The following is a 25,262-nucleotide window of genomic DNA, read 5'->3' as shown; positions in this document are numbered from 1 at the left end:
TGAAGGGAAACTAAAGTTATCTAAAATACAAAATGGTGTTGTTCGTTTAATCTGTTATTAATCTGTGACCTTAGTGGTTTCCCTTCCCTACAATCACTGGGAATAATTTTTAAAATCTCTCTTCGCGAACGTTACATTTTGACAATATTTCTGTTAACGTTAATTATAAACGCCTTTTTATGAGTCTCTTTTGCCCATGCTGCATCAGTTCTCTCCCTTGTTAGCGGTTTCTGCGATCGCGGTGGTAGGTGCAACATTATCCGTAACCAAAGCCCAGGCCGTTACCATGAATATCCAAAGTCTGTATAACACAGGCGTTGATAATAATGGTCAAGCTCTGCCTGGGAACACCACTGATCCTCACTATACCCTTGTCAGTCAGCCCAGTGGCGGTGTTGTCACCAATTCTACTGTCCCCTCTGGTACATTTCCCCTCAATAATGGTGGGCCCTGGTTAGCGAACAGTAGTACGTCAAACTGGATTGGAAGCAACAGTAATTCCTCTCCTGCCGGGGATTATACTTTCCAAACAACTTTCAATTTACCGAACGAGGCGATTCTTTCCACGGCTCAAATTCTTGGTCAATGGACAGCAGATAACACTGCACGAATTTTCTTAAATGGCTTTGATACAGGCAATGTTAAGGCTAATGGCAATAGCTTTAAACAGACCTATAGTTTTAGCATTAATCATTATTTTCAGTTCGGAAACAATACTCTTAGTTTTGTGGTAAATAACTCCAACATTTTTCCCTCTAGTCCTGTAGGTCTTCGTGTTGCAGCCATTTCGGGAACCTATGAGGCCGTCCCTGAACCACTAACAATCATTGGATCGATCGCTGCCTTGGGATTTGGAGCCAAAATGGAACGGAAATTTAGCCGTAAAAAAGCGAAAAAAGCTGAATCTGAAGCCTAAGTTTCCTGACCAATTGTGAAAAACGAAGGAGAATTTTCTAGAAGTATAGGGGCTTCTCTTTTTAGATGTCCGGCAGGCTATTTGTATTCGCTTTCCTAGCCATCAAAGTGATGATTTCACCTATGCTTAAATCTATTCTTAGAGCCGAATTAAAACGACTGGGATTAGCGAAATTTGTTCAGGTTGTGAATTATCTAGAAACAATCCCTTGACGAAGAATTCTACTTTGCTCAAGAATATGATCAATGTCAGCTTGGGATAACTGTTTAAGATAGTTAATCTTAATTTCTTCTAAGAGATCAATCAGTAGATATTCAATCTTCTCTAAATGATTTTGACTTCTTATTTCCTGATTGGTAACTTTCATTAAACTAACCACTAGTTTCTCCAATAATTCATCAAAAGTGGGGTCTTGTTGAAGGAGCATTGCTAAAATTTCTTGGATTTTTTGATAAGTTTGGCTTACCAATTGTTCTGTCAATTGGATTTGGATTGCTTTAACACCAGGAACAGTCTGTAATTGTTGATAGGCAACAGATTGATTGAGGATTTGCTCCAGGTTATAAATCACAAATTTTTCAACCTCTGGTTCGATTTTTGGTAAAACTCTCTCAATAATGACCTGGGAAACAATACGGGTAATCTCAACAATTTCATTTTGATTATTAATATCGATGTAGGACTGTTTACCTTGATAGTTCAATAAATCTCTTAATTTGCCTTGTCGAATTACAGATTCCGCTTGATCAACGAGACGAATCACCGCAATCTCAATCATTTCTTCAGCAATAATAGCCACAAAACCTTGAACCGCTTGATTTTTAATTTTTTTGAGGCTAATCAAACGAGCTTGATCCAAATGAATCAGTAAAGGAATAATTCTCAGCCAACGAAAAACGGGAATTAAAAGAAAAGCATCATACCAACGCCAAAGCATGGCATCAAACCAACTCACGCCTTTCTGCTGGCTACTAATTAATTTAGTGCGTACTAAAAAGTCGCTTAAGAAGATTAGAAAAAAGGGAAAATCCAGCAAAGGAAAGTTATCAATGGGTTGACCATTTTCAGCGATCGCCCGAAAATAATTAGTTTCGATTAAGGGGCGAATCTGTTCATTAAAAAAGGTAAGTTCCTGGGTAGAACCATTTTTAAGTAGATATTCCCTTGTCCAAAATTCTTGAAAAGCTTGAGTAGCAGAAGCTTTGGTTGTCCCAAAAACTCGCTTTCGCATTTTATTTTTAATTCGTTCTAAGGCTCCTGTTTTATTAGCAACTTGGAAGGGATTGGTTTGAATCATTTCCTTGCTTTGGGCCTGTAATTCCTTTAAAATTTCATCGATACTCTTACCTTGGCTTGAGGCTGGGGCGAGAGCTTTGAGGTCAGGAGTTTCTAACGCTTTTTGATCAATTTTATTCGTCAGCTGATCGACCAGTTCTAAATATTCTTCGGTACTGCGATAGGGTTCAATGCCCTTAACCCAGTCATAGCCTGGCGTGACAGAAATCGGTAAAATTCTGAGCGGTGTTGGCGGAAAATTCTGTTCAAAGGGGCCAATCTTGGCAGAAATTTGAACCCTTCCCTGTAGCCAAAAATCCCGAAAAGGAATATAACTCATATCGAAGAGAATAAGTCCAAAGTTAAGTAGCACTAATAAGGAAAACCCTCGTTCGTACCAAAGAGGAATGGAAATTTTGGGTTTAGTTGACTGGAAAGTATTCGGTGGCGATGGCATTCAGGTAAGCTCCAAGAGATGATATTTGATACATGATGGAGAGTTCAGGGTAAGCGCAAGAAAAATGCTAACGTATTAGACTTAATTGGAAATAGCGACAGCTAAAGCTTCAGTTATCTTTCCCTTCAACCTTATTCTTGAATTTAGGCAGCTAACTGTCGCTCATCAATTCGCAAGTTGTGCAATCCTGATGCTGTTTCCATGACCAAATCATCATACCCCGCCTTGCGGTTGCGACGGTACTCTTACCGTGATGACAATCTTTAGCTTGATTCTTTTTTACTAAGAGACAATTGTCTAATACTGTTCTATTCTACAGGATCATTACGCTCTCTCCATTCGTCTATGACCCCGACAACTTCTGCTCGCCAAACTGCTTTTCAGGTATTACGGGATATTGACCGCAAAGATAGTTATGCTGACAGTGCTCTAGACCGCATTCTACAAAAATCCGATTTACAACAGAGCGATCGCCGTTTAGTAACCGAACTAGTCTATGGCGTAATCCGTCGTCAAAGAACCTTAGATCATTTAATTGAACAATTTAGCCAAAAAAACAACCAAAAACAACCGCCGGATCTACGAAGAATTCTCCAGATTGGACTTTACCAACTCCGCTATTTAGATCAAATTCCTGCCTCGGCAGCCGTTAATACCAGTGTTGATCTCGCCAAAGCGAATGGCTTAAAAGGTTTAGCGGGTGTTGTTAACGGCATTTTACGGAGCTATCTACGCATTCAAGCCACCCAAGGCGATCCTTTGATTTTGCCGATTGATCCCATACAAAAATTAGGAATTTTTTATAGCTTTCCTGATTGGTTAATTCAGCTTTTTAGAGAACAGTGGGATGAACAGAACACCGCCGAACTCTGCCAATACTTTAATCAACCACCCCCCATTGATCTGCGGATTAATCCCCTTAAAACCGACCTCGAAACCGTAGAGCAAGCCCTAGCTCAGGTTACTGTAGAAACCCAACGTCTAGCAGGACTGCCCCAAGCCCTACGATTAATTAAAGGAGAACGCACCATTCAAAACTTACCTGGCTTTAGGGATGGTTGGTGGACAGTTCAAGATGCCAGTGCCCAACTGGTTAGCCATATACTCAATCCCCAACCCCAGGACTTAATTATTGATGGCTGTGCGGCCCCTGGTGGCAAAACGACTCATCTTGCTGAATTAATGGGCGATCGCGGCACTATTTATGCTTGTGATTTAACTACCTCCCGTTTAAAAAAACTTGAAAAAAGCCAACAACGTCTCCAACTGCGATCGATTTATCCCTGGATTGGAGATAGCCGAAAATTTCAATTACCAGAGGGTCAACTCGCCGATAAAGTCTTAGTCGATGCTCCCTGCTCCGGTCTAGGCACGCTCCATCGCAATCCTGATATTCGTTGGCGACAAACCCCTGACAAAATCCAATCCCTAACCTTATTACAAGCAGAAATTCTAGAACAAGCCGCCACCTGGGTAAAACCGCAAGGTGATCTTGTCTATGCTACTTGCACCCTTAACCCTCAGGAAAATCAAGCCATTATTCAACAATTTCTGCAAACCCACCCCCAATGGCATCTCTCTCCTTTACCAGTTCTCTCCCTAGCCAAGAAAATCGCCTCCGAGGAAGGTTGGTTACAAATCCTCCCCCAGGTACAACACATGGACGGCTTTTTTATTGCAAAATTGAAGAAAGCATAAAGAAATGCTCAATGTCAGTGAAACAACGTCAGGATCGACCTATAACTTACTCAAAGGAGTATCTCACGATGATGGATCATCAAAAAACGAAACAATTGCTTAAAATCCTGATCGGTGCGGCTTGGATTGATGGCGTGATTCAGGTCGAAGAAAGAAGCTATCTTAAACAAACTGCCCAGCAACATCATTTACAAGATGATCCAGAACTGAAACTATTGTTATCAGAATTAAAACCCGTTTCTCCCCAGGAATGTTATCAATGGTTACAGGATTACCTAGGCGACAATCATAGCGAGGAAGATTACCAAGAACTTCTCGAAAGGCTAAGTGGTTTACTTTACAGCGATGGAGATATCCAGATCCAAGAGGCGAAGTTATTAACGACTTTACAAGGACTTGATCCAGCCCAAGAAACACAAAAAAAACCGATTGAGAAACTCCTCGGTAAAATCCAAACTCTTTACCGTAAAGCCATTCGACAACAGATTTAGTTGGGAGCCAAAGAACGGCTAGATTGAAAGGGTGTGACCTTTAGTTGATGAAGGAAAAGAAAAGTGTTAACATGGGATGAAAAGTGACAAAGAGGAAACAATGATGACAGCAAAACTAATTAATGTAGAGGGTTCAAAGATAAAAATAGAACTAACATTAGAACTCAGTCGTTCAATGTTGGATACAGAAATAAATATTCAAAAAGGCTTAAACGAAGTAGGTTGCATCGCCAGCAAAGAAGCCTTGAAATATTTAGATACAGATGGTTCACCCTTAAAAATCGGTGAAGAAATCTGGAAGAGTAAGGGAGAGCAACCGAAAGAATATCAAACACCTTATGGTGAGGTTATAGTGAATCGTCATGTATATCAGCGTTCACCTTTGAGGAAAAACGTATTGCCCCTTAGAAAGAGAAGCAAGGATAATCATAACATCAACGCCATTATTGGCAAAACAGGTATCCTCAAAAATGTCAGGGATGGCAGGCAAAGAGGTGAAAAATGATTTATTAGAAAATCATGGTAGAAAAGTAGCGCTATCCTATATCCAAAGATTGAGTGAAGCAGTAGGAAGTGTGGTACAGGCAAAAGAAGAAGCGTGGAGTTATGCCCCGCCCAAGGAGGATAGCCAAATTGCAACAGTGGGAATAGGATTAGATGGAACCTGTATGCTGATGTGTGAGGATGGCTACCGTGAAGCAATGGTGGGAACCGTTTCCCTATACGATAGTGAAGGCGAACGTCAACCTACAATCTATCTAGGTGCGGCACCAGAGTATGGAAAAAAGAGTTTTCTAGAAAGATTAGAAAGAGAAATTGAGCGAGCGAAAAACCGTTATCCAGAGGCAACATTGGTCGGGATAGCAGACGGGGCAGAATCAAATTGGAAGTTTTTAGAAAAGCAAACGGAAGAACAGATATTAGATTTCTATCATGCCTCTGGTTACTTAGGTGCCTTGGCAGAAGCGTTGCATCCGAATACCGTGTCAAAACAAAAAGAATGGTTGACTGAAAATTGTCGAGAACTCAAGCATGAAAAAGGAAAAGCAGGAGAACTGCTAAATCTGATGAAAGAAGTCAAAGAAGAAAAAAGTCATTCTAAGAATCTTACCGAGAAACTACAAGCGGCGATTACTTATTACGAGAATCATCAGCATCAAATGGATTATGCTGAATACTTAGAGAAAAAGTATCCGATTGGTTCAGGTGTTACGGAAGCAGCTTGTAAGACGTTGGTCAAACAACGATTATGTTGTTCAGGGATGCGATGGAAGGAAAAAGGAGCAGGAATTATTTTGAGCCTACGAGCTTTGGTATTGACCAAGGAACGATGGAGTCAATTTTGGGCAAAACTTGATCAATATGGGTTCCCTGTAGAACCCTGATTACAACAGCTTTTATCAACTAAAGGTCGCACCCGATTGAAACGGGGTTTTGGCTAAACGGTTTCCAATCAATTGTACTATTTTATTCACCAGAAAAGGTCTCTGAATATAACCTGATGCTCCCGAAAGTTTGGTTTTAACGCTATCAATGATGCTGTTGTTTTCCATCAACATGATGATGGGAATGTTTTTCTTGCTGTAAAATTTTCGTTGATTACATCTGACGCGATCGCCAAACTCTTATCGTACCGTGACCCAGGATAATCTATCAACGAATTATTTACAGGTGGAAAAATAATAATTTTAAGAATTGTAATGAAAATGAAACTCCTGGCGTAGGGTTTCTAAAGTTCTGGGTTGATTGCTTCTGGCTTTAGCGCGTTTAAGGGAATCGAGAAGGCGATCGGCATTTTCCTGAGAACTGAATAAATAGGCAGTTTCTAGGAGGCTATTAAGTTCGGCGGTAGGAATTAAAGAAACATTTTCTCGCCCTTCCTGTTGAATTTCTACGGGTTGTCGAGTTGCGATCGCCTGTTCACAAAGTTGCTCAAAGGTTTGATTGAAGTTCAGGGTTGTTGTCATCGGAGTTTTATTGTGATTTGGTTTATCAATTATAGCTGGAATCAAGGGTCTGTCATTTACAAAGTCTCTGGATTTGGAAACCAAACCCCTATCTCCAAGTCCACCTTTTTAAGGGGGATTTAGGGCGATCAGATGGATATTCTGACTGATTGCCTAATCTGAATCGTCATTCTAAAATCTGGCGGGCGGTCTCGACATATTGTTACATATTGTTGAACTGTGATCAAAGTAATAAAAATTTAATATTGGGATAGGCTAACATCTTCTGATCTTCAGTGACAATCACTAAATTATTTTGTAAAGATTGGCACATCAAAAGACGATCAAAGGGGTCTTTATGTAAAGGAGATAAGTCTTTTAAGTGGACTATACTATTTTCATCAACAATAAGACTATTAATGAGATGCTGTTTTCTTTTTTTAGGGAGATAATTATCGGGATGTTCAGGAAATTCTAATTTACCTAATTCATATTTAGGGTTTGCCGAATAAAGGCAGAACCTTTATCAGATAAGCTTTTCAGCCATTTTGAACACGATTAGGTGCAAGCTTATGGCATTTGAAGGCTCAAAATCCATGCACTTTGCTAGAAAATTGTGGGTTAAAATCGGAAACTGATTTCTGAAGTCACCATTTTTCGCGCCCTGTGGCATCTAGGTTCGATTTGCAGACTTATTCAGCAAGCCCTATTTAATGACGCATTCCCAAATCGAAACAACACTCAAGAAAACCTCGTTATTAGTATTTTTTATTTCCTGACGTAATGAATCGGCCAAGCAAGGATCATCACGAATAAACCAAAGAAAAATATGGGTGTCTAGTAATAGTCTCATTGGGGATAAAATAAATCTAAAATTTCATCAGGTAACGGTTCATTAAAGTTATCAGGTACAATGAATTCACCATCAGCCAGCCCGATAGGACGAGATTTTTGGGATTGACTTAAAGATTGACAAATTAACTCAATCTCCTGGTTATTTAAAGGCTTATCTGGGTCTAATTCTTGATTATTTTTAATTAAATACTGCCATTTTTGCAATAAGGTTTCTATCGGATACTCTTCATTATTTACCGATAAATCATCTTTAGTTAAGTCTTCAACAATTTTCCAGATTAGATGAAGATTTTCTGAAGATAGGGCGGCTATTTTTTCCGTTAAACGATGTTGTAGTTCTAGGTTGTTCATAATTTTTAATTTGCTCCTAAATTTTCTAAAACTTGGCGGGCGGCCTCGGCATATTGTTGAACCCTTGGCAGATCGGGAAACTGTTGGGCAATTTCAGTCATTTCTTGGGCTAGTAATTTTGCGTTAGTGTCTTTATTTTCTGTCTTTGACCCAGTGCGAAAGATTCGTGACCATAAAGATTTTTTAGATTGAGCTTGTGCATAAAAAATACTGAGATTAATCAAGGTCATGGCCACATCGGGCAGAAAAGAACGGGGATTCTCTACCGCTAATTCTCTCCTAATCTGCAATGCCTCTTGGTATTCTGCCAGCGCGATCGCCATTTCATTTTTATCACTATGCAAAACAGCCAAATTGTTGAGAGTCGTGGCCACATCGGGCAGAAAAGAACGGGGATTCTCTACCGCTAATTCTCTCCTAATCTGCAAAGCCTCTTGGTATTCTTGCTCCGCGATCGCCATTTCATTTTTATTCTGATGCAAATTAGCCAAATTGTTGAGAGTCTGTGCCACATCGGGCAGAAAAGAACGGGGATTCTCTACTGCCAATTCTCTGCTTATCTGCAAAGCCTCTTGGTATTCTTGCTCCGCGATCGCCATTTCATTTTTAGCGTAATGCAAAGCCGCCAAATTGTTGAGAGTCATTGCCCCATCAGGCCGAAAAGAACGGGGATTCTTTAACGCTAATTCTCGGTAAATCTGTAAAGCCTCTTGGTATTCTTGCTCCGCGATCACTATTTCATTTTTATCACTATGCAAAATAGCCAAATTGTTGAGAGTCGTGGCCACATAGGGCAGAAAAGAACGGGGATTCTCTACCGCTAATTCTTGATAAATCTGCAATGCCTCTTGGTATTCTTGCTCCGCGATCAACCTTTCATTTTTAATATCATGCAAAACAGCTAAGTTGTTGAGAGTAATGGCCACATCGGGCAAGTCCCCTAAATTTCTACAAATCTCAAGAGCTTCTGTGTAATAAAGATTCGCTTGATCCAATTGATAATGTTCATCCAGAAAATGAGCGTAGGCAAATAAATTGTCTGTTGTTTTCAATGCCCGTAGGGACTCAGCAAAATATTCACAGGTCTGCTCAAAGCGGTTGGACTGCTCATAAAAAGTGGCCCAGAGTTGGGCTTTAATCAGAAACTCGTTGGCGATTTGTTCACGGCTGGCTCTGACTTCCGCCTTTTCTCGATCAAGCTGTTGGTCTTTTTGCAGGAGTTTATTCAAATCCTTGACCATTTCTTCCGCTTGCAAAATCGCATCCGCTTCCCGAAATTGCCCTTGATCAAAATAGTCCTTCGCTTGTCGTAGGCGTTCCGTATTGATTTCGATTTTGCTAAAAATTTCGGCTAACCTGACAATATTTTCCTTAAACTGCTCTAACTGCGCTTCCAGTTGTTCTAATTCCCCAGAAATTTCTAATTCTTCTAAAGGATCAGTCTCTAGCCGTAAAAGCCTTTTTTTATCCTTAATCCCAGCCATCAAAGCTTGATAATCAGGAGATTGCACAATGATATTCTGAGTGACCTGATTATGATCCCCGATCGCCCCCACATTACTATACTTCAAACGTTCATAATCTGAGATTTATCAAAGCGTTGAAATCGTAAGGTGAGCAGAGAATCAAGCTCCTCCTTATATTTTACGTTAGCATCCTCAAGACATCCTGAAATTGCTGCAGAAAACTGCGTAAAATCTTCATAATATTTTGCGTATAAACACTTCTTCTTCACAAACTTCCACAGTCTTTCAATTAAATTCAAGTTAGGAGAATAAGGAGGTAAGTACAGTAACTCTATTCCTAATGATTCTGCCAACTCCTGCACAATTCGGCATTTTTGATAACGAGCATTGTCTAATACCAACGTAATCGGTATTAATAGTCCTAATTCTGCTATCTTTTCTAGGAGTTCACAAACCTGAGTTCCCGTAATATAAGAACTGTTCGTTACCATAATTACTTCATGGGTAATTGCATTTAATGCTCCTAACACATTAAAACGTTTTCTCCCTGATGGTGACTTAATAAAAATCCTCTTGAAGCACCATATAAAATTTACAAATGCTCCCATTACAAAATGAGAGGCATCTACAAAGAAAACTGCCCTTTTTCCTGCTTTTGCCTCTTCTAGCCTTGGTTCTAGCTCTTTTTCTCTATAGCTATCCTGAGCTTCTACATCTGCTTTTGATGGAATTGTTCCCACCTTTAGACACCTCATTCCTATTGACTTTAAAAATTTTCTGACTTGCGTCGGACTTCTTTTTATTCCTGTTAATTCTTCTATTCTTTTTACTGCTTCATTTATTGTTGCTGGTGGATTTGACTCAAAATATGCCTCAATTGTCCCTTGATGCTCTGTTAACTCGCTTTTCGGGCGATTAAATTTTATTTCTTTTAGTTTTTCTATCCCGCCCTCTTGATAATCACGGATATAGCTTGTCACCGTATTTACTGAAACTCCTGCGAATTGAGCAATTTTTTGATGAGACAATCCCTGACTTTTTAGCCATAAAACTTCCATCTTTAGCTGCACTCTAGGATGCGGGTGATTAAACCGACCGTAAGACAACAGTCTTTTGTCTTCTTCTGTAAATTCTAACTTAATCATTTCTCAGCCTCTTGACTAATTTTTCTATTTTTATTATATTATCTCTTATTTTTAGAATTCGCAACCTGTGACCGTGTTTAGTATATTTGGCAAATTCAGATTGTAGGTAGCGTCAGTCATAAAATATCCTCAAAATATCCATTTTTGGGTTTTGTCTTTGACCTTCTATCGCCCCCTTTAGTCATCGCCAAACGTGCTGCTTCCTGATTACCTTGCTGATTAGCCAGTAACGCTTGTTGTTGATATTGGCTAAATTCCTGACGTTTGGCTTCATATTTTGCCCGTGCTGTTTCCTGAGCCGCGACCACTCTTGCCGCCGCATCCGTTAAGTTTGCCACTGCCAATTTCATGGATTCCAAGGATTCCTTGGCCACTTCAACGGCAATTTTTCCGCCTTTTTCCACAGGAACTCCCCAAAGCCAATGCCACATTCCAAAGAGCGTTGTTCCCGCCCGTTTGCCTATAAACCAATAGATAAAGCGTTTTACAAATCGTTTGTTTAGCATCGCAAGGTTTGGAATTTGATAACTACAGGGAGTTAACAGAGGTTTTTGAAGGAGTTTCGCCTTTTGTTACAAAACTTTACAATCGCTTTTTGGACTCGGATTTTGGCGATCGCGACTGCAATGTAAAGAAATGTTAAGTTTTGCGAAACTTTTGATTTTGAGACAGATAGCTGAATATAAGCAACTTATTTTGAGGAATCAAAGCAGATGAAAAAAATGTATGCCTACGGAATTATGTCAATAATAGCTTTAATAAGTATTTCAAGTATATTGAAAGGTTCCATATTTATTGTTAATCCAGGAGGAAGAGGACTAATTATCAATTTAGGTAAGCTACAAGATGAGCCTATTGATGAAGGTTTTCATTTTATTGTTCCCTATGTTTCTTCTGGGAAAACAATAGGCTCTTCCCCCAACTGTGTGGAAAGTGTATAATAGTAATATCACAGTAGGAGGTGGAGTATGTGGATAAACTTGGATGAGCTACTAGGTTTGCCAAAGGTAACAGTCGTAAACTATCGAGAAATAGATGGTGCTTTGTTCTTAAAATTAAAAATGAAAAACGAAGTAATGGAATGTCCAAATTGTCATAAAGAATTGGAAGATATAAATCAAATAGAATATAATTTGGTTCGGGATTTATCCCTATTGGGAAAGAAAGTATATCTGGAAGTGCCCCGCCGCCAGTTCCATTGTGAAAAATGTCAGAAATACATAACAGAAAGACTGGACTTTATGCAGCTAAGAAAACATTATACAATTCGTTATGAAGAAAAGATTTATGAGCAAGTAAAAAAGAAAAATGTAGAAGAGGTAAGGCAAGAAGAAGAAATAAGTTGGGGAACATTGGAATCAATATTTGAAGAGTATGCAAAGCAGGCAGAAAAGAAGGAATGGGAATTACCAGAAAAGATAAGTTTAGACGAATTTAGTAATAGAAAAGGAAAAAAAGACTTTATTACAACAGTGATAGATATAAATAAAAAGGAATTGTTAGAAGTAATAAAAGGACACAAAAAAGAAGAGATAATAGAAGCCCTAAAGGTGCAGCCAGCAAGGGTTAGAGAGAATGTAAAGGAAGTAAGTGTGGATATGTGGGAGTGATTTACGTCAGCAATAAAGGAGTTATTTGTAAATGCTAAAATCGTCTATGATAGATTTCATGTAATGAAAAATATAAATGAAGAATTGAATAAATTGAGAAAGAAAATGAATATGCATAAAAAGGGTTTAACATACCTATTATGGAAAAATAAAGAAGAGTTAAAAGAAGAAAAAAGAGAAGAGTTAGAAGAGATATTGAAAATGTATCCTTGTTTAGGAATAGCGTATGAAATGAAGGAAGAGATTAGAGATATTTATGAGCATTCAAGAACAACAAATGGTGCAAGGAGAAAATTTGAAAAATGGATGAGAACAGCGAGCCTATTCTATAAAAAAAGTGTGGGTATGCTGAAAACTCATTTGACAGGTATATGCAATTATTTTGAAAACCATACAACTAATGGATTAACGGAAGGGATGAATACAAAAATTAAATTAATAAAAAGGAAAAGTTATGGATTTGCTAATTTTGAGCATCTACGGCTTAAATTGTTAGCTTGCTTGGGTGTGACCTTTAGTTGATGAAGGAAAAGAAAAGTGTTAACATGGGATGAAAAGTGACAAAGAGGAAACAATGATGACAGCAAAACTAATTAATGTAGAGGGTTCAAAGATAAAAATAGAACTAACATTAGAACTCAGTCGTTCAATGTTGGATACAGAAATAAATATTCAAAAAGGCTTAAACGAAGTAGGTTGCATCGCCAGCAAAGAAGCCTTGAAATATTTAGATACAGATGGTTCACCCTTAAAAATCGGTGAAGAAATCTGGAAGAGTAAGGGAGAGCAACCGAAAGAATATCAAACACCTTATGGTGAGGTTATAGTGAATCGTCATGTATATCAGCGTTCACCTTTGAGGAAAAACGTATTGCCCCTTAGAAAGAGAAGCAAGGATAATCATAACATCAACGCCATTATTGGCAAAACAGGTATCCTCAAAAATGTCAGGGATGGCAGGCAAAGAGGTGAAAAATGATTTATTAGAAAATCATGGTAGAAAAGTAGCGCTATCCTATATCCAAAGATTGAGTGAAGCAGTAGGAAGTGTGGTACAGGCAAAAGAAGAAGCGTGGAGTTATGCCCCGCCCAAGGAGGATAGCCAAATTGCAACAGTGGGAATAGGATTAGATGGAACCTGTATGCTGATGTGTGAGGATGGCTACCGTGAAGCAATGGTGGGAACCGTTTCCCTATACGATAGTGAAGGCGAACGTCAACATACAATCTATCTAGGTGCGGCACCAGAGTATGGAAAAAAGAGTTTTCTAGAAAGATTAGAAAGAGAAATTGAGCGAGCGAAAAACCGTTATCCAGAGGCAACATTGGTCGGGATAGCAGACGAGGCAGAATCAAATTGGAAGTTTTTAGAAAAGCAAACGGAAGAACAGATATTAGATTTCTATCATGCCTCTGGTTACTTAGGTGCCTTGGCAGAAGCGTTGCATCCGAATACCGTGTCAAAACAAAAAGAATGGTTGACTGAAAATTGTCGAGAACTCAAGCATGAAAAAGGAAAAGCAGGAGAACTGCTAAATCTGATGAAAGAAGTCAAAGAAGAAAAAAGTCATTCTAAGAATCTTACCGAGAAACTACAAGCGGCGATTACTTATTACGAGAATCATCAGCATCAAATGGATTATGCTGAATACATAGAGAAAAAGTATCCGATTGGTTCAGGTGTTACGGAAGCAGCTTGTAAGACGTTGGTCAAACAACGATTATGTTGTTCAGGGATGCGATGGAAGGAAAAAGGAGCAGGAATTATTTTGAGCCTACGAGCTTTGGTATTGACCAAGGAACGATGGAGTCAATTTTGGGCAAAACTTGATCAATATGGGTTCCCTGTAGAACCCTGATTACAACAGCTTTTATCAACTAAAGGTCGCACCCGCTTGCTTTAACTCGTAACATAACATTACACACAGACAAGGGGAGAGCCAACAATAAATGTAAGAATTCAAAAAACAGTTGTTAAATCTAATGCAAGAACTAAAGATTTACAACGTCTTCAAACGGAAATGGCTTTAAATTGGAAAATTGATCCACTCAAAGTAAAAGAAATTTATCAAACTATAGGAAGTGAACAGGATATTGATATTAAAGTCATCACTCCTGCTTTTGATGAAATCATTAAAGGATCAATTCCCTCAAGATCGCTAGACAATGCCCTTGCTCAACGTGAACAACTTAGGGAAGAAGTTGCCACTAAAATCCAAAAACGTCTTGCTCCTTTTGGTGTATTAGTAGCAGATGTTTCGGTTGTTAACTTAATCGCATCTGAAGAATTTACAAAAGCAACAGAAGCTCGGCAGATTGCGGAACAGGAAGTAGTTACTGCAAAAAAACAAGCCGAGGCCTTAATTATCAAAGCAAAAGGCGAGGCTGAATCTCAAAAATTACTCCAACAAACTCTAACTTCCCAACTTCTTCAAAAGCAGCTAATTGATAAATGGGATGGTAAGTTGCCTACGGTTACAGGCGGTAATAATATTCCGTTGATCAATATTAATCCTATTACTGGACAAAATAAACCTTAAAAAAGGGGGCATCAATTCCAAATATCCAAAAAAATTTTTTTCTTTGAACCTTTGGAGGCGTCGGCTAGTTAGTACAAAAAAACCTCGATCACGATCAATCACGATGCTCCAAAGTGCGATCGCCTTCCTCAAAGCAAAGACGATCACAAAAATTCTAATCATTGCCTCTAGGGGGCAGTAAGAACCAACTATTCTGCGGCTTTTTTATCTATATTTTCGGACGGAGGAGGTAAGGTGGCTAAAAATGTTTTAATTTGGGGATTACTCAAAAAGGTCTTCGTTTCCTGAAGTAAGCGATCGCCCCAGAGATTTTCCTGCAAAAATTTAAGATCAGCATAGCGACTATCCAACTTTAAGGCAGTTTCTCCAGCTTTTAACCCTACTTCTTGTTTTCCCTGACTATAGAGGGCAACGGCTCTCGCTAATTGGGGTTCTGCCTGCTCTTTGTCAATGCTAATGGCCTGATCCCATTTTTTTAAGGCTCCTTCTAGATCTCCCTGCTCAAAGTTAACTAACCCCATATTATTAATAGCTGGCCAAAAATTCTTATCGATAGAGACAGCTTTTTCGTAACTCAGAATAGCATCTCCATACTGACCGAGTTTGAGATAGGAATTGCCCAGATCAAAAAGGGCAGCAGTGGTTTCCGGTTTAATCTTCAGACCGGCCTGTAAAGCGGCGATCGCGGTTGTATAGTCTCCTTTCTGGAAATAGGCATTGCCTAAGGTAAATTTAATTCCGGCTTCCTCTGGGGCCATTGATTGGGCTTTTAATAAACTTTGAATACCCAGATCCACCTTGTCTTGTTGTAAATAAAGAGTACCTAGAATAAACCAGGTTTGAAAACGTTGGGGAGCTAATTGAACCGCTAACTTGGCTCTAGCTAGAGCCAGATCGTACTGTTGAAAGCGAACTAGCTGAATCACATCCTCTGTCAGTGACAATCCTTGTTGCTCGATTTGCTCAGTATTCAGATTGGGGTTATAGGGTAAAAGTGCTTGTCCCTGGCTCGGTGTTGCCCAAGTCCAGAATCCCATTCCCATCAATAGAAACAATAACCAATTACGTTTAGGCACTGTGGTATCTAATTTTATTTGTAGAGTATAGTTTGAGCAGATTGCCAGTCTGGATTGACCCATTTTCGTCAAGGCTCCTTCACGAAAGGGTTTATTTTACCTAACTGCCGATTATTCTATCGTGGATTTACGGGTGTCGGTGTTGCCGTTGGCGGAGGACTGGTATTCCCTGGCGGTAGGGTTTGAGTCGGAGGAGCCACTGGTTTATTCGCTGGTTTACGAACGTTAGGAAGGGGCAGAAAGTAAATAGCAAAGCCGGCGATCGCCAAACTGAGAAGTCCAAAAGCCGCCGGAACAGCCCGTTGAGCTAAAGGTTCATCGGGTTGACGATAACGACGGGGAACAGGTTGTAATTTAACTGAAAAATCGGGCAAGGTTTGGCTATCCGCAATGAATTGATCCACCGCCTCCACCAAATCAAAAAGCTGTACCGTTGATAACTGAATAGAAACAGGAGCTTGATGCAGTTCGGGGGCAGGATACCAAATCAGACGATGTAGGGAAGGATCCGCCAATGCAACTAATTCAAGGTGATCGCCATCATTGCTCTCATTTTCTAGAGGATAGTGAACCCCACTCAAACATTCCTGAGCATAGCGATTAACTGTCTTAGCCAAACTTTCCAGAAAAGCCCGTCCCCCTTCTAAGCGTTGGTTCACGCCCATAAACTGGCATTGGGCATTGACCAAAATAGTAAGCGGGGGTCTGAAATCATGGGGATTACTGCCATCACTCAGCCCTTCTAAAATGAGCGTGCAATTGGGCAAACTGTACTGACGACGAATATTCACGCAACTTCTCCATCAAACAAACTGACCCAAAATCGCTGTATTCCCGTTGTCCCCGTGATAAAGAGTAATTGTTTCAGCAACGATAGGGCAAAATCATTTAAATCCTCTTCCGAGGCAAGATAAACGGAAACCTTGGCACGACAGGGATTCATACGACTCGTAAAATGGGAGCGAAATTGGTCTAGATATTCCGATAACAAGAAATGAGTCCCAACGGGTAGCTGTTTTTCCCGCATTTGCTGTTCTGCCAACAACAGTTGACGAATGGTCACGGTTGATTGCTTAGCTCGATAATTAGCAATAATAACTAAGGCCTTTGCCTGCACTAAGGTTAGGGAATGGCGATTATAGGAACGCCGCCAAGGATTGGTAGAACGCAACCGCCAGAGGTCAAGGCGATTTCTGATAATAGCTTGTAATTCTAGTTGCTCAATCGTTTCCAACATCTGTTCAGAAGCCCCCAATTCCAAAGCCTCGATCGCCAGTAGTAGGAGATCAATTTGCTGTTGAATTTGGGCAGCACAACGTTGGCCTGAAACCGGAAAATCTGGCAACGTTTTTAAAATAACGGGGTGATTGTCAATGGAAATAGAAGAATCGGACATTAGGGCTAGGGCTGAACTCATCCTGAAACCAGCTTCATTAGGTGCAACCATTTTTAGCTGCCTATGGGATTATAGAGGATGAGGAGTAGAACCGACTTCCCATCTTATCATCCCTCGTCCCAACACAGTTTAAGAATTGGGATACAAAGTTTGCTATAACTAAGCCTGAACCACGCGATTAATCCTATCAATTACTAAGAATCATTTCATGGATCTGAAGTCATTAATACGGGATATTCCCGATTTTCCCAAACCTGGCATTGTCTTTCGGGATATTACCACCCTGCTCAGTGATGCGGCTGGACTCCGCTATACCCTCGATACCTTAACCCAAAAATGTCGTGAAGCGGATCTGATCCCTGACTACGTGGTCGGGATGGAATCTAGAGGCTTTCTGTTTGGGGTTCCCCTAGCCTATCAATTAGGGGCTGGGTTTATTCCCGTTCGTAAACCAGGTAAACTACCCGCCGCCGTTCATCAAGTGGAATATGATCTAGAGTATGGGACAGATATCTTAGAAATTCATCAAGATGCCCTCGAAGCCCATCATCGCGTTTTGATTGTGGATGATTTAATGGCCACGGGGGGAACGGCTAAGGCCACGGCCGTTTTATTATCTCGCATTGGCTGTGAAGTATTGGGATTTGCTTTTATCATTGAACTTAAGGCATTAGGAGGACGAAAAAAATTGCCAGAAATACCAATTATTACTCTCGTTGAATATTAAGCGATCGCGGATGACCCATTCCCCTACAGCAATCCTCAATCACTGGTTCAATCGATTACTGAGCGGCTTAACCAGTGAAACTTTTTTGTATATTAGCAAGCGACTCTTACAAGGATTGTTAACCTTGCTATTAGCCTCCTTGCTCAGTTTTGCCATTATTCAATTGGCTCCAGGCAGTTATCTGGATACGCTCCAGCAAAATCCGAAAATCTCTCCCGAAACCCTCAAGGAACTCAAAATTCAATTTGGTTTAGATCAGCCCTGGTATGTTCAATATGGTCGCTGGTTATGGCAAGTTGTTAGTCGTTTTAATTTTGGACAAAGTTTTGTCTATAGTCGCTCTGTTTCTTCTCTGCTTTTAGAACGGGTTCCTGCCACCCTTTTGTTGGCTATTTTTTCCATTATTATTACCTGGGCGATCGCCTTACCCCTAGGCATTATCAGTGCCGTTAAACAGAATACAGTTTTAGATCGAATTTTACGAGTCGTGAGTTATTTTGGCCAGGGTTTCCCCAGTTTTATTACCGCGCTCGTGTTATTAATCCTGGCCCAAAATGTCTCTCCCTTTTTACCCGTCGGCAATATGACCAGTATTGATTATGCTGAATTTTCTCCCCTAAGAAAGGTGGGGGACATTCTATGGCATATGATCCTGCCCACTATTGCTCTGAGCATTACCAGTTTTGCTGGCTTGCAGCGTTTAACCAGGGGGCAACTCTTAGATGTTATGCGCCAGGATTATATTCAAACCGCACGAGCAAAGGGATTACCAGAAAATAAAGTCATTTATGTTCATGCTCTGCGTAACGCGATTAATCCCCTCATTACTTTATTGGGGTTCGAGTTTGCTAGTTTACTCAGTGGGGCCTTTATTGCGGAATTTTTCTTTAATTGGCCCGGTTTAGGAAGATTAATTTTGCAAGCTGTCACTGCCCAGGATCTTTATTTGGTAATGGGTAGCTTGATGATGGGAGCCGCGATGTTAATTATTGGGAATTTGCTGGCTGATTTATTATTAAAATTTGTTGATCCTCGCATTAAGTTAGCTGATCTTAAATAACGACTTGTCAATCAAGGCTTGAAGACATTGCTGCAAGGTCAAGGTTAAAGCTTCTGAACTAGATTTCATGGAAGTTGCCTCATAGTCAGATACGGCCAGGGGTTTACCGATTTCAATTTTAGCCTGGCTTCCCCAGGTGGGACAAGAAGGATCATATTGAAGGCCAATGGGTAAAATTTGAATAGAACTATCAGGTTGTTGGGCCAAGACTTCTAGGGCAATGCGTCCAACTCCTCGTTTCAAGGGATGAACCTTATTGTCTCGAAAAATACCGCCTTCAGGAAAAATTACTAACCATTCTCCCTCCTTAAGCAACGCCACACTATGGGCCAGAATAGTGAACTCTGGATGTTTTAGATCAATGGGAAAGCCGCCCAGATGTCTAATAAACCAACCTTGAATGCCGGTCATCTCCGTTGCTGTCACCATAAAACGTAGATCACGACCACTGACTCCCCGACCAACTGCCAAAGAAACCAGCAGAGCATCCCAACGCGATCGATGGGTAGGGGCAATAATCACCGGCCCTTGTTTCGGCATATTTTCCTGACCCGAGATCTCAATCTGACGGAAATGAATCAGTAATAGTAACCGACAAACAGGGTAAACCAAAGACATTAACCAAGGGGAAATCCGAAATTTCCCGATCTCGCTAGGCTCAAAAGTTGTCGCAGAAAGAAGCATAGGTCTGGTGTGAAAGCGAAAGATGATAACGATCACGCACAAAAATCCTGACTATATTATCTTTCCAGCTTACTATTCCCTAAGATAGAGGAAAAATTGAACTTGACAGTTTGGTAGTTGTCCTTGGATGAAGTCAATCGCAAGCAGGAAATTACAGCTTAAGTGGTTCTGCAAAAATAATCACCTATCTTCACGTAAAGATACTTTTGATGATTCTATTTATCTCTCTAAATTTTTCAAGCCAATATCGTCAGTCCATAGAACAGTACAAAAACACTAGTGTACTTACAAGTAGAACTTTGTGCTAGAGATTTTGTTACAATTCTTAATATTTAGCAGGGAAATATTATGGACAGCAGACACACACCCAGTTTAGTACAGTCTTCTTTTCCCGCAGGAGGAGCCGATCCAGAGCGATTTGATCCGCAGGAAGTTTGGTACCCCGTTTATTATCTAGAAGATTTAGATAAGCGGAAACTCACGACGTTTACCCTTCTAGGTCAGAATCTAGTCATTTGGTGGGATCAGGCTACAGAAAGTTGGCGAGCCTTTCGCGATCGCTGTCCCCATCGTTTGGCCCCGTTATCAGAGGGCAGAATTAATGAAGAAGGTTTGCTGGAATGTCCCTATCATGGTTGGACGTTTTCGGGCCAGGGCCACTGTGAAAGTATTCCCCAACAGGTAGCCGGAGGACAGGCTCAACTCTCTCAACGGGCCTGTGTACAATCTTTTCCGACCAGGGCAAAACAAGGGCTGTTATTTGTTTATGCGGGTGATCCAGAACGAGCAACACAAACTCCTTTACCCTTGGTGGATGTGTTGGATGAGTCGGAGGAGGAATGGGTCTGTTTAAATACTTTTCGGGATTTGCCCTACGATGCCTTAACATTACTGGAAAATGTGTTAGATCCCAGTCATATTCCCTATACTCATCATCGTACTGTTGGTGATCGCGCCAATGTGGGGCCAGTGGAATTAGAAATAATCCAAGCCGATCGTCAGGGTTTTACTGGGATATGGGCGGAGGGGCCAAGGCAAGGAAAATTAGGAACCCAATATACAACTTTTATCGCACCGAGCTTAATGTGGCATGATCTCACTTCTCAGCAATTCGGTCGTACCTTAACGGTTGTTTATGCGACCCCGATTCGTCAGGGAGAATGTCGTCTTTTTGCTCGTTTCCCTTTTAAGTTTCCAACAAAATTTCCTCGTTTAGCGATTAAATTAACCCCTCGCTGGTATTCCCATTTAGGGCAAAATCGTATTTTAGAAGATGATCAGATTTTTCTCCATTTTCAGGAACGTTATCTAGAAGAGTTAGGAGGAAGTGAAAATTTTGCTAAGGCTTTCTATTTACCAACCAAAGCTGATTTATTTGTTTCTAGTTTTCGCCAGTGGGTCAATCATTACCAAGTAGTATTATTTCCAGACGCATCCTTTTCGCCTCCCTTAAGCAGCAAAATTTTATTAGATCGTTACCATTCCCATACAGAAAAATGTGCTAGTTGTCGAGGTGCGTTAGCAAATCTTAAACATCTTCGTTCTAGTTCTCTAATTTTAGGGGCGATCGCCCTCAGTTTAATACCAATTTTTCTGGTGACTGGCATCAATAGTGAACTAATGGCTATTCTAGACAGTGGAATAATTGCCTTGAGTGCCATCTTGTGGTTAGGCTTGGGCAAGTTTGAACAATCTTTTTACCAAGGTCAGCCAATTCCTCCTCGTAATTTACCAGAGAAGAAATAAAATCTGGCGTTGCTGATTTACAGTATGAATCTCTAAAGATGCAACTTTTAAAACATTGGCTCAGACTGGTTTCCAGATGTATGCAAAATTCGATTTCATACCCTGATTAAGCAACGCCTTATTTTTTTGGCAGGGGATAAGGCAAAACTCTCTTTCCTGGGAAATTTGCCAGATTATAATGTCAATCTGTACTTTAAAAAATAGTCTGAGCGATCGCATTTTTAACATTTAATCAACAAGAAGAGGGCGATCGCCCTTTTAACCGTTAAGAAAAAAGCGATCGCCGATTAATTGATAGTTAATAATGAATAGTTAATAGTTAATAATTATCCATTGTTAATTGTCCATTATTCATTAAAACGCGATCGCCCTTTTAACCGTTAAGAAAAAAGCGATCGCCGATTAATTGATAGTTAATAATGAATAATTATCCATTGTTAATTATCCATTATTCATTAAAACGCGATCGCCCCTTACCGATAAAGATAAAAAGCGATCGCCGATTAATTGATAGTTAATAATGAATAGTTAATAGTTAATAATTATCCATAGTTAATAATGAATAGTTAATAGTTAATAATTATCCATTGTTAATTGTCCATTATTCATTAAAACGCGATCGCCCCTGTTATCTCCTTTAACTAGGGCTTGCTGAAAAAAGCTGAAACCTTTACGGAGAAAAATAGTAGGCGAATTAAGAACCGCTAGAATGCACGAAAATAGGGTAGAATGCCTCAAAACCATTGCATTAAGAAGAGAGAAAGCAGATGTACCGAAAGCAACAGTACTCAATTGAAACACCAGAAAACTTGAAAAATCTGTTCGGCGGGCAGTTAGACGAAGAAAATCGTTGGATAGAAATGTCAAAAATGATTCTTTGGGAAGAATATGAGGAAGAATATGCAAAAAACTTCACAGAAAAAAAAGGAGCCCCAGCCAAATCATTTAGAATGGCATTAGGAGCATTAATTATCAAAGAAATTTCAGGAAAAAGTGACAGAGAAACAGTAGAACAAATAAAAGAGAACCCTTATTTACAGTACTTTATAGGAATGGAAAGCTATAGTAGCAAAGAAGCATTTAATGCGTCAATGATGGTTCATTTTCGTAAAAAAATAGGAATGGAATTAATAAATAAAATTAATAAAGAAATAGAAAAAAAAGCGACGGGTGTAGCGTCAGAAAAAAAAGAAAATGAAGGAAAGTTATTGTTAGATGCGACTTGTACACCAGCAGATATAAAATATCCAACGGATATAGGAATATTGAATGATGCCAGAGAAAAAACAGAAAAAATAATAGATAAGCTGTATGAAGAAATAAAAGAGAAAAGGAAAGAAAAGCCGAGGACTTATAGGGAAGTGGCAAGAAAAGAGTACTTAGCCATAGCAAAAAAACGTCGTGTGTCAAAAAAAGAAAGAAGAAAAGGAACAAAAAAACAACTAGGATATATAAAAAGAAACTTGTCTGATATAGAAAAAATGATAGAAGAGGGAGCAAAGTTAGAAAAACTAACGAAAAAAGAGCAAGAAGAGCTTGTAACGATAGGAAAAGTGTATGAGCAACAGTTAGAAATGTATGAAAAAAAGACAAATAAAGTAGAAAACAGAATTGTGAGTGTAAGCCAACCTCACGTGCGTCCAATAGTGCGTGGAAAAGCGGGAAAAGCAGTAGAGTTTGGAGCTAAAATATCGGCAAGTAATGTGAATGGCTTTGTCTTCTTAGACAAATTAAGTTGGGATAATTACAACGAATCGGGAGATTTACAAGCGCGAATAGAAGAATATAAAAGGGAAACAGGATGTTATCCGGAATCGGTTCATGTGGATAAAATCTATCGAACAAAAGCGAATCGAGCTTATTGTAAAGAAAGGGATATAAGAATGAGTGGTCCCCGATTGGGAAGACCGCCGAAAGAGGTGAGCAAAGAAAAAAAGAAAGAGGCACGCTCAGATGAAAGAGTGCGTAATGCCATTGAGGGTAAATTCGGACAGGGAAAGAGGAAATTTAGTCTTGGTCGAGTGATGGCCAAACTACCTGAGACCTCGGAAACGGTAATTGCGATGAACTTTTTGGTAATGGGGTGTGACCTTTAGTTGATGAAGGAAAAGAAAAGTGTTAACATGAGATGAAAAGTGACAAAGAGGAAACAATGATGACAGCAAAACTAATTAATGTAGAGGGTTCAAAGATAAAAATAGAACTAACATTAGAACTCAGTCGTTCAATGTTGGATACAGAAATAAATATTCAAAAAGGCTTAAACGAAGTAGGTTGCATCGCCAGCAAAGAAGCCTTGAAATATTTAGATACAGATGGTTCACCCTTAAAAATCGGTGAAGAAATCTGGAAGAGTAAGGGAGAGCAACCGAAAGAATATCAAACACCTTATGGTGAGGTTATAGTGAATCGTCATGTATATCAGCGTTCACCTTTGAGGAAAAACGTATTGCCCCTTAGAAAGAGAAGCAAGGATAATCATAACATCAACGCCATTATTGGCAAAACAGGTATCCTCAAAAATGTCAGGGATGGCAGGCAAAGAGGTGAAAAATGATTTATTAGAAAATCATGGTAGAAAAGTAGCGCTATCCTATATCCAAAGATTGAGTGAAGCAGTAGGAAGTGTGGTACAGGCAAAAGAAGAAGCGTGGAGTTATGCCCCGCCCAAGGAGGATAGCCAAATTGCAACAGTGGGAATAGGATTAGATGGAACCTGTATGCTGATGTGTGAGGATGGCTACCGTGAAGCAATGGTGGGAACCGTTTCCCTATACGATAGTGAAGGCGAACGTCAACCTACAATCTATCTAGGTGCGGCACCAGAGTATGGAAAAAAGAGTTTTCTAGAAAGATTGGAAAGAGAAATTGAGCGAGCGAAAAACCGTTATCCAGAGGCAACATTGGTCGGGATAGCAGACGGGGCAGAATCAAATTGGAAGTTTTTAGAAAAGCAAACGGAAGAACAGATATTAGATTTCTATCATGCCTCTGGTTACTTAGGTGCCTTGGCAGAAGCGTTGCATCCGAATACCGTGTCAAAACAAAAAGAATGGTTGACTGAAAATTGTCGAGAACTCAAGCATGAAAAAGGAAAAGCAGGAGAACTGCTAAATCTGATGAAAGAAGTCAAAGAAGAAAAAAGTCATTCTAAGAATCTTACCGAGAAACTACAAGCAGCGATTACTTATTACGAGAATCATCAGCATCAAATGGATTATGCTGAATACTTAGAGAAAAAGTATCCGATTGGTTCAGGTGTTACGGAAGCAGCTTGTAAGACGTTGGTCAAACAACGATTATGTTGTTCAGGGATGCGATGGAAGGAAAAAGGAGCAGGAATTATTTTGAGCCTACGAGCTTTGGTATTGACCAAGGAACGATGGAGTCAATTTTGGGCAAAACTTGATCAATATGGGTTCCCTGTAGAACCCTGATTACAACAGCTTTTATCAACTAAAGGTCGCACCCTGGTAATGAATCTTTCTACTCTACTTCAGAAGACAAAAAGTAAAAAGTTGTAGAGTCGTTTTTCTTGTGAAAAATGGTGTTAATTTTCCTCTCTTTTGTGAGGAGTGATTTGTGTTGACCTTTTTAGACAGAAAGGAACAATAGATTAAACAAAATCTGTATTTTGATTTGTTTCCATAAGGATAAGTTATCTATGCTTTTTCAGTCCATACTTCCCTAACCCACATTTCTTTCGTTTTTTGACTTTTTCAGCAAGCCCTACTTAGGTGCCTTGGCAGAAGCGTTGCATCCGACATTCCGCAGGTTGCCGCCACCTATAGAGTAATTAATTTAAACTACTCTATTCATAGTG

18 protein-coding genes and 5 pseudogenes are annotated in these 25,262 nt (G+C 39.8%); 13 read left to right on the top strand and 10 right to left on the bottom strand.

The window, feature by feature from the left end; translation table 11 throughout:
* Positions 1-196 precede the first annotated feature (196 nt).
* A complete protein-coding gene (locus KA717_18040; protein ID UXE64223.1) occupies positions 197-916 on the top strand; it encodes a PEP-CTERM sorting domain-containing protein in 720 nt (239 codons plus the stop codon).
* Between the two features lie 190 nt (positions 917-1,106).
* Here the strand turns inward: KA717_18040 and KA717_18035 are convergent, their stop codons facing one another.
* Entirely contained in the window at positions 1,107-2,531 is a 1,425-nt protein-coding gene (locus tag KA717_18035; GenBank protein UXE64222.1) for a hypothetical protein, read from the bottom strand.
* Positions 2,532-2,993: 462 nt separating this feature from the next.
* On the opposite strand from KA717_18035, the gene KA717_18030 reads away from it, so the two are divergent.
* The 3 genes and pseudogenes from KA717_18030 to KA717_18020 all read left to right on the top strand — a co-directional run bounded on the left by KA717_18030 (position 2,994) and on the right by KA717_18020 (position 6,222).
* Positions 2,994-4,346: a 16S rRNA (cytosine(967)-C(5))-methyltransferase gene (locus KA717_18030; GenBank protein ID UXE64221.1), complete on the top strand. Its 1,353-nt coding sequence runs from the start codon at positions 2,994-2,996 to the stop codon at positions 4,344-4,346.
* Between the two features lie 68 nt (positions 4,347-4,414).
* Positions 4,415-4,837 carry a TerB family tellurite resistance protein gene (locus KA717_18025; GenBank protein UXE64220.1) on the top strand — a complete coding sequence of 141 codons (423 nt, stop codon included), beginning with the start codon at positions 4,415-4,417 and terminating at the stop codon, positions 4,835-4,837.
* 103 nt (positions 4,838-4,940) lie between these two features.
* A pseudogene (locus KA717_18020) lies at positions 4,941-6,222 on the top strand (ISKra4 family transposase).
* A 303-nt stretch (positions 6,223-6,525) separates the two neighbouring features.
* Here KA717_18020 and KA717_18015 read toward each other — a convergent pair.
* From KA717_18015 to KA717_17995, 5 genes are all read right to left on the bottom strand, one after another.
* Positions 6,526-6,804 carry a type II toxin-antitoxin system Phd/YefM family antitoxin gene (locus tag KA717_18015; protein ID UXE64219.1) on the bottom strand — a complete coding sequence of 93 codons (279 nt, stop codon included), beginning with the start codon at positions 6,802-6,804 and terminating at the stop codon, positions 6,526-6,528.
* 828 nt (positions 6,805-7,632) lie between these two features.
* Entirely contained in the window at positions 7,633-7,989 is a 357-nt protein-coding gene (locus tag KA717_18010) for a hypothetical protein (GenBank protein UXE64218.1), read from the bottom strand.
* A 5-nt stretch (positions 7,990-7,994) separates the two neighbouring features.
* Entirely contained in the window at positions 7,995-9,560 is a 1,566-nt protein-coding gene (locus tag KA717_18005; GenBank protein UXE64217.1) for a tetratricopeptide repeat protein, read from the bottom strand.
* Complete coding sequence (locus KA717_18000; protein UXE64216.1) at positions 9,557-10,600, bottom strand: IS630 family transposase; 1,044 nt, start codon at positions 10,598-10,600, stop codon at positions 9,557-9,559. Before KA717_18000 ends, KA717_18005 begins: the two co-directional genes overlap by 4 nt.
* A gap of 116 nt (positions 10,601-10,716) precedes the next feature.
* Positions 10,717-11,106: a hypothetical protein gene (locus KA717_17995; protein UXE64215.1), complete on the bottom strand. Its 390-nt coding sequence runs from the start codon at positions 11,104-11,106 to the stop codon at positions 10,717-10,719.
* A 207-nt stretch (positions 11,107-11,313) separates the two neighbouring features.
* Between KA717_17995 and KA717_17990 the strand changes: the two genes are divergently transcribed.
* From KA717_17990 to KA717_17975, 4 genes and pseudogenes are all read left to right on the top strand, one after another.
* Positions 11,314-11,541 carry a hypothetical protein gene (locus KA717_17990; GenBank protein ID UXE64214.1) on the top strand — a complete coding sequence of 76 codons (228 nt, stop codon included), beginning with the start codon at positions 11,314-11,316 and terminating at the stop codon, positions 11,539-11,541.
* A 27-nt stretch (positions 11,542-11,568) separates the two neighbouring features.
* Positions 11,569-12,732, top strand: a pseudogene (locus tag KA717_17985) (ISL3 family transposase).
* A 55-nt stretch (positions 12,733-12,787) separates the two neighbouring features.
* A pseudogene (locus tag KA717_17980) lies at positions 12,788-14,069 on the top strand (ISKra4 family transposase).
* Between the two features lie 99 nt (positions 14,070-14,168).
* On the top strand, positions 14,169-14,750 hold the full coding sequence (locus tag KA717_17975; GenBank protein ID UXE64704.1) for a prohibitin family protein: 582 nt from the start codon (positions 14,169-14,171) through the stop codon (positions 14,748-14,750).
* 188 nt (positions 14,751-14,938) lie between these two features.
* Here KA717_17975 and KA717_17970 read toward each other — a convergent pair whose 3' ends face one another.
* The 3 genes from KA717_17970 to KA717_17960 are packed head-to-tail and all read right to left on the bottom strand — an operon-like array spanning position 14,939 to position 17,243.
* Positions 14,939-15,889 (bottom strand): tetratricopeptide repeat protein, encoded by a 951-nt coding sequence (locus KA717_17970; protein ID UXE64213.1) that lies wholly within the window; start codon positions 15,887-15,889, stop codon positions 14,939-14,941.
* A 53-nt stretch (positions 15,890-15,942) separates the two neighbouring features.
* Positions 15,943-16,617, bottom strand: coding sequence for a DUF4335 domain-containing protein (locus tag KA717_17965; GenBank protein UXE64212.1), 675 nt, complete (start codon positions 16,615-16,617; stop codon positions 15,943-15,945).
* A complete protein-coding gene (locus KA717_17960) occupies positions 16,614-17,243 on the bottom strand; it encodes a DUF3038 domain-containing protein (protein ID UXE64211.1) in 630 nt (209 codons plus the stop codon). Before KA717_17960 ends, KA717_17965 begins: the two co-directional genes overlap by 4 nt.
* 187 nt (positions 17,244-17,430) lie before the next feature.
* Here KA717_17960 and KA717_17955 point away from each other — a divergent pair, with 187 nt between their 5' ends.
* Both KA717_17955 and KA717_17950 read left to right on the top strand, forming a co-directional pair.
* Positions 17,431-17,949, top strand: coding sequence for an adenine phosphoribosyltransferase (locus tag KA717_17955; GenBank protein ID UXE64210.1), 519 nt, complete (start codon positions 17,431-17,433; stop codon positions 17,947-17,949).
* A 10-nt stretch (positions 17,950-17,959) separates the two neighbouring features.
* Positions 17,960-19,009 (top strand): ABC transporter permease, encoded by a 1,050-nt coding sequence (locus KA717_17950; GenBank protein ID UXE64209.1) that lies wholly within the window; start codon positions 17,960-17,962, stop codon positions 19,007-19,009.
* On the opposite strand, the gene KA717_17945 is transcribed toward KA717_17950, so the two are convergent.
* Positions 18,992-19,549, bottom strand: coding sequence for a 1-acyl-sn-glycerol-3-phosphate acyltransferase (locus KA717_17945; protein UXE64208.1), 558 nt, complete (start codon positions 19,547-19,549; stop codon positions 18,992-18,994). The two genes, KA717_17950 and KA717_17945, sit on opposite strands and share 18 nt — an antisense overlap.
* Positions 19,550-20,041: 492 nt before the next feature.
* Between KA717_17945 and KA717_17940 the strand changes: the two genes are divergently transcribed.
* The 3 genes and pseudogenes from KA717_17940 (at position 20,042) to KA717_17930 (ending at position 24,876) form a co-directional block, all read left to right on the top strand.
* Positions 20,042-21,439 (top strand): Rieske 2Fe-2S domain-containing protein, encoded by a 1,398-nt coding sequence (locus tag KA717_17940; GenBank protein ID UXE64207.1) that lies wholly within the window; start codon positions 20,042-20,044, stop codon positions 21,437-21,439.
* A 767-nt stretch (positions 21,440-22,206) separates the two neighbouring features.
* Positions 22,207-23,520, top strand: a pseudogene (locus KA717_17935) (IS5 family transposase).
* Positions 23,521-23,594: 74 nt separating this feature from the next.
* Positions 23,595-24,876: pseudogene (locus KA717_17930) on the top strand (ISKra4 family transposase).
* Positions 24,877-25,262 lie beyond the last annotated feature (386 nt).

The organism is Woronichinia naegeliana WA131 (assembly GCA_025370055.1).
Lineage (GTDB): Bacteria > Cyanobacteriota > Cyanobacteriia > Cyanobacteriales > Microcystaceae > Woronichinia > Woronichinia naegeliana.
This window is presented reverse-complemented; position numbering and strand designations above follow the sequence as displayed.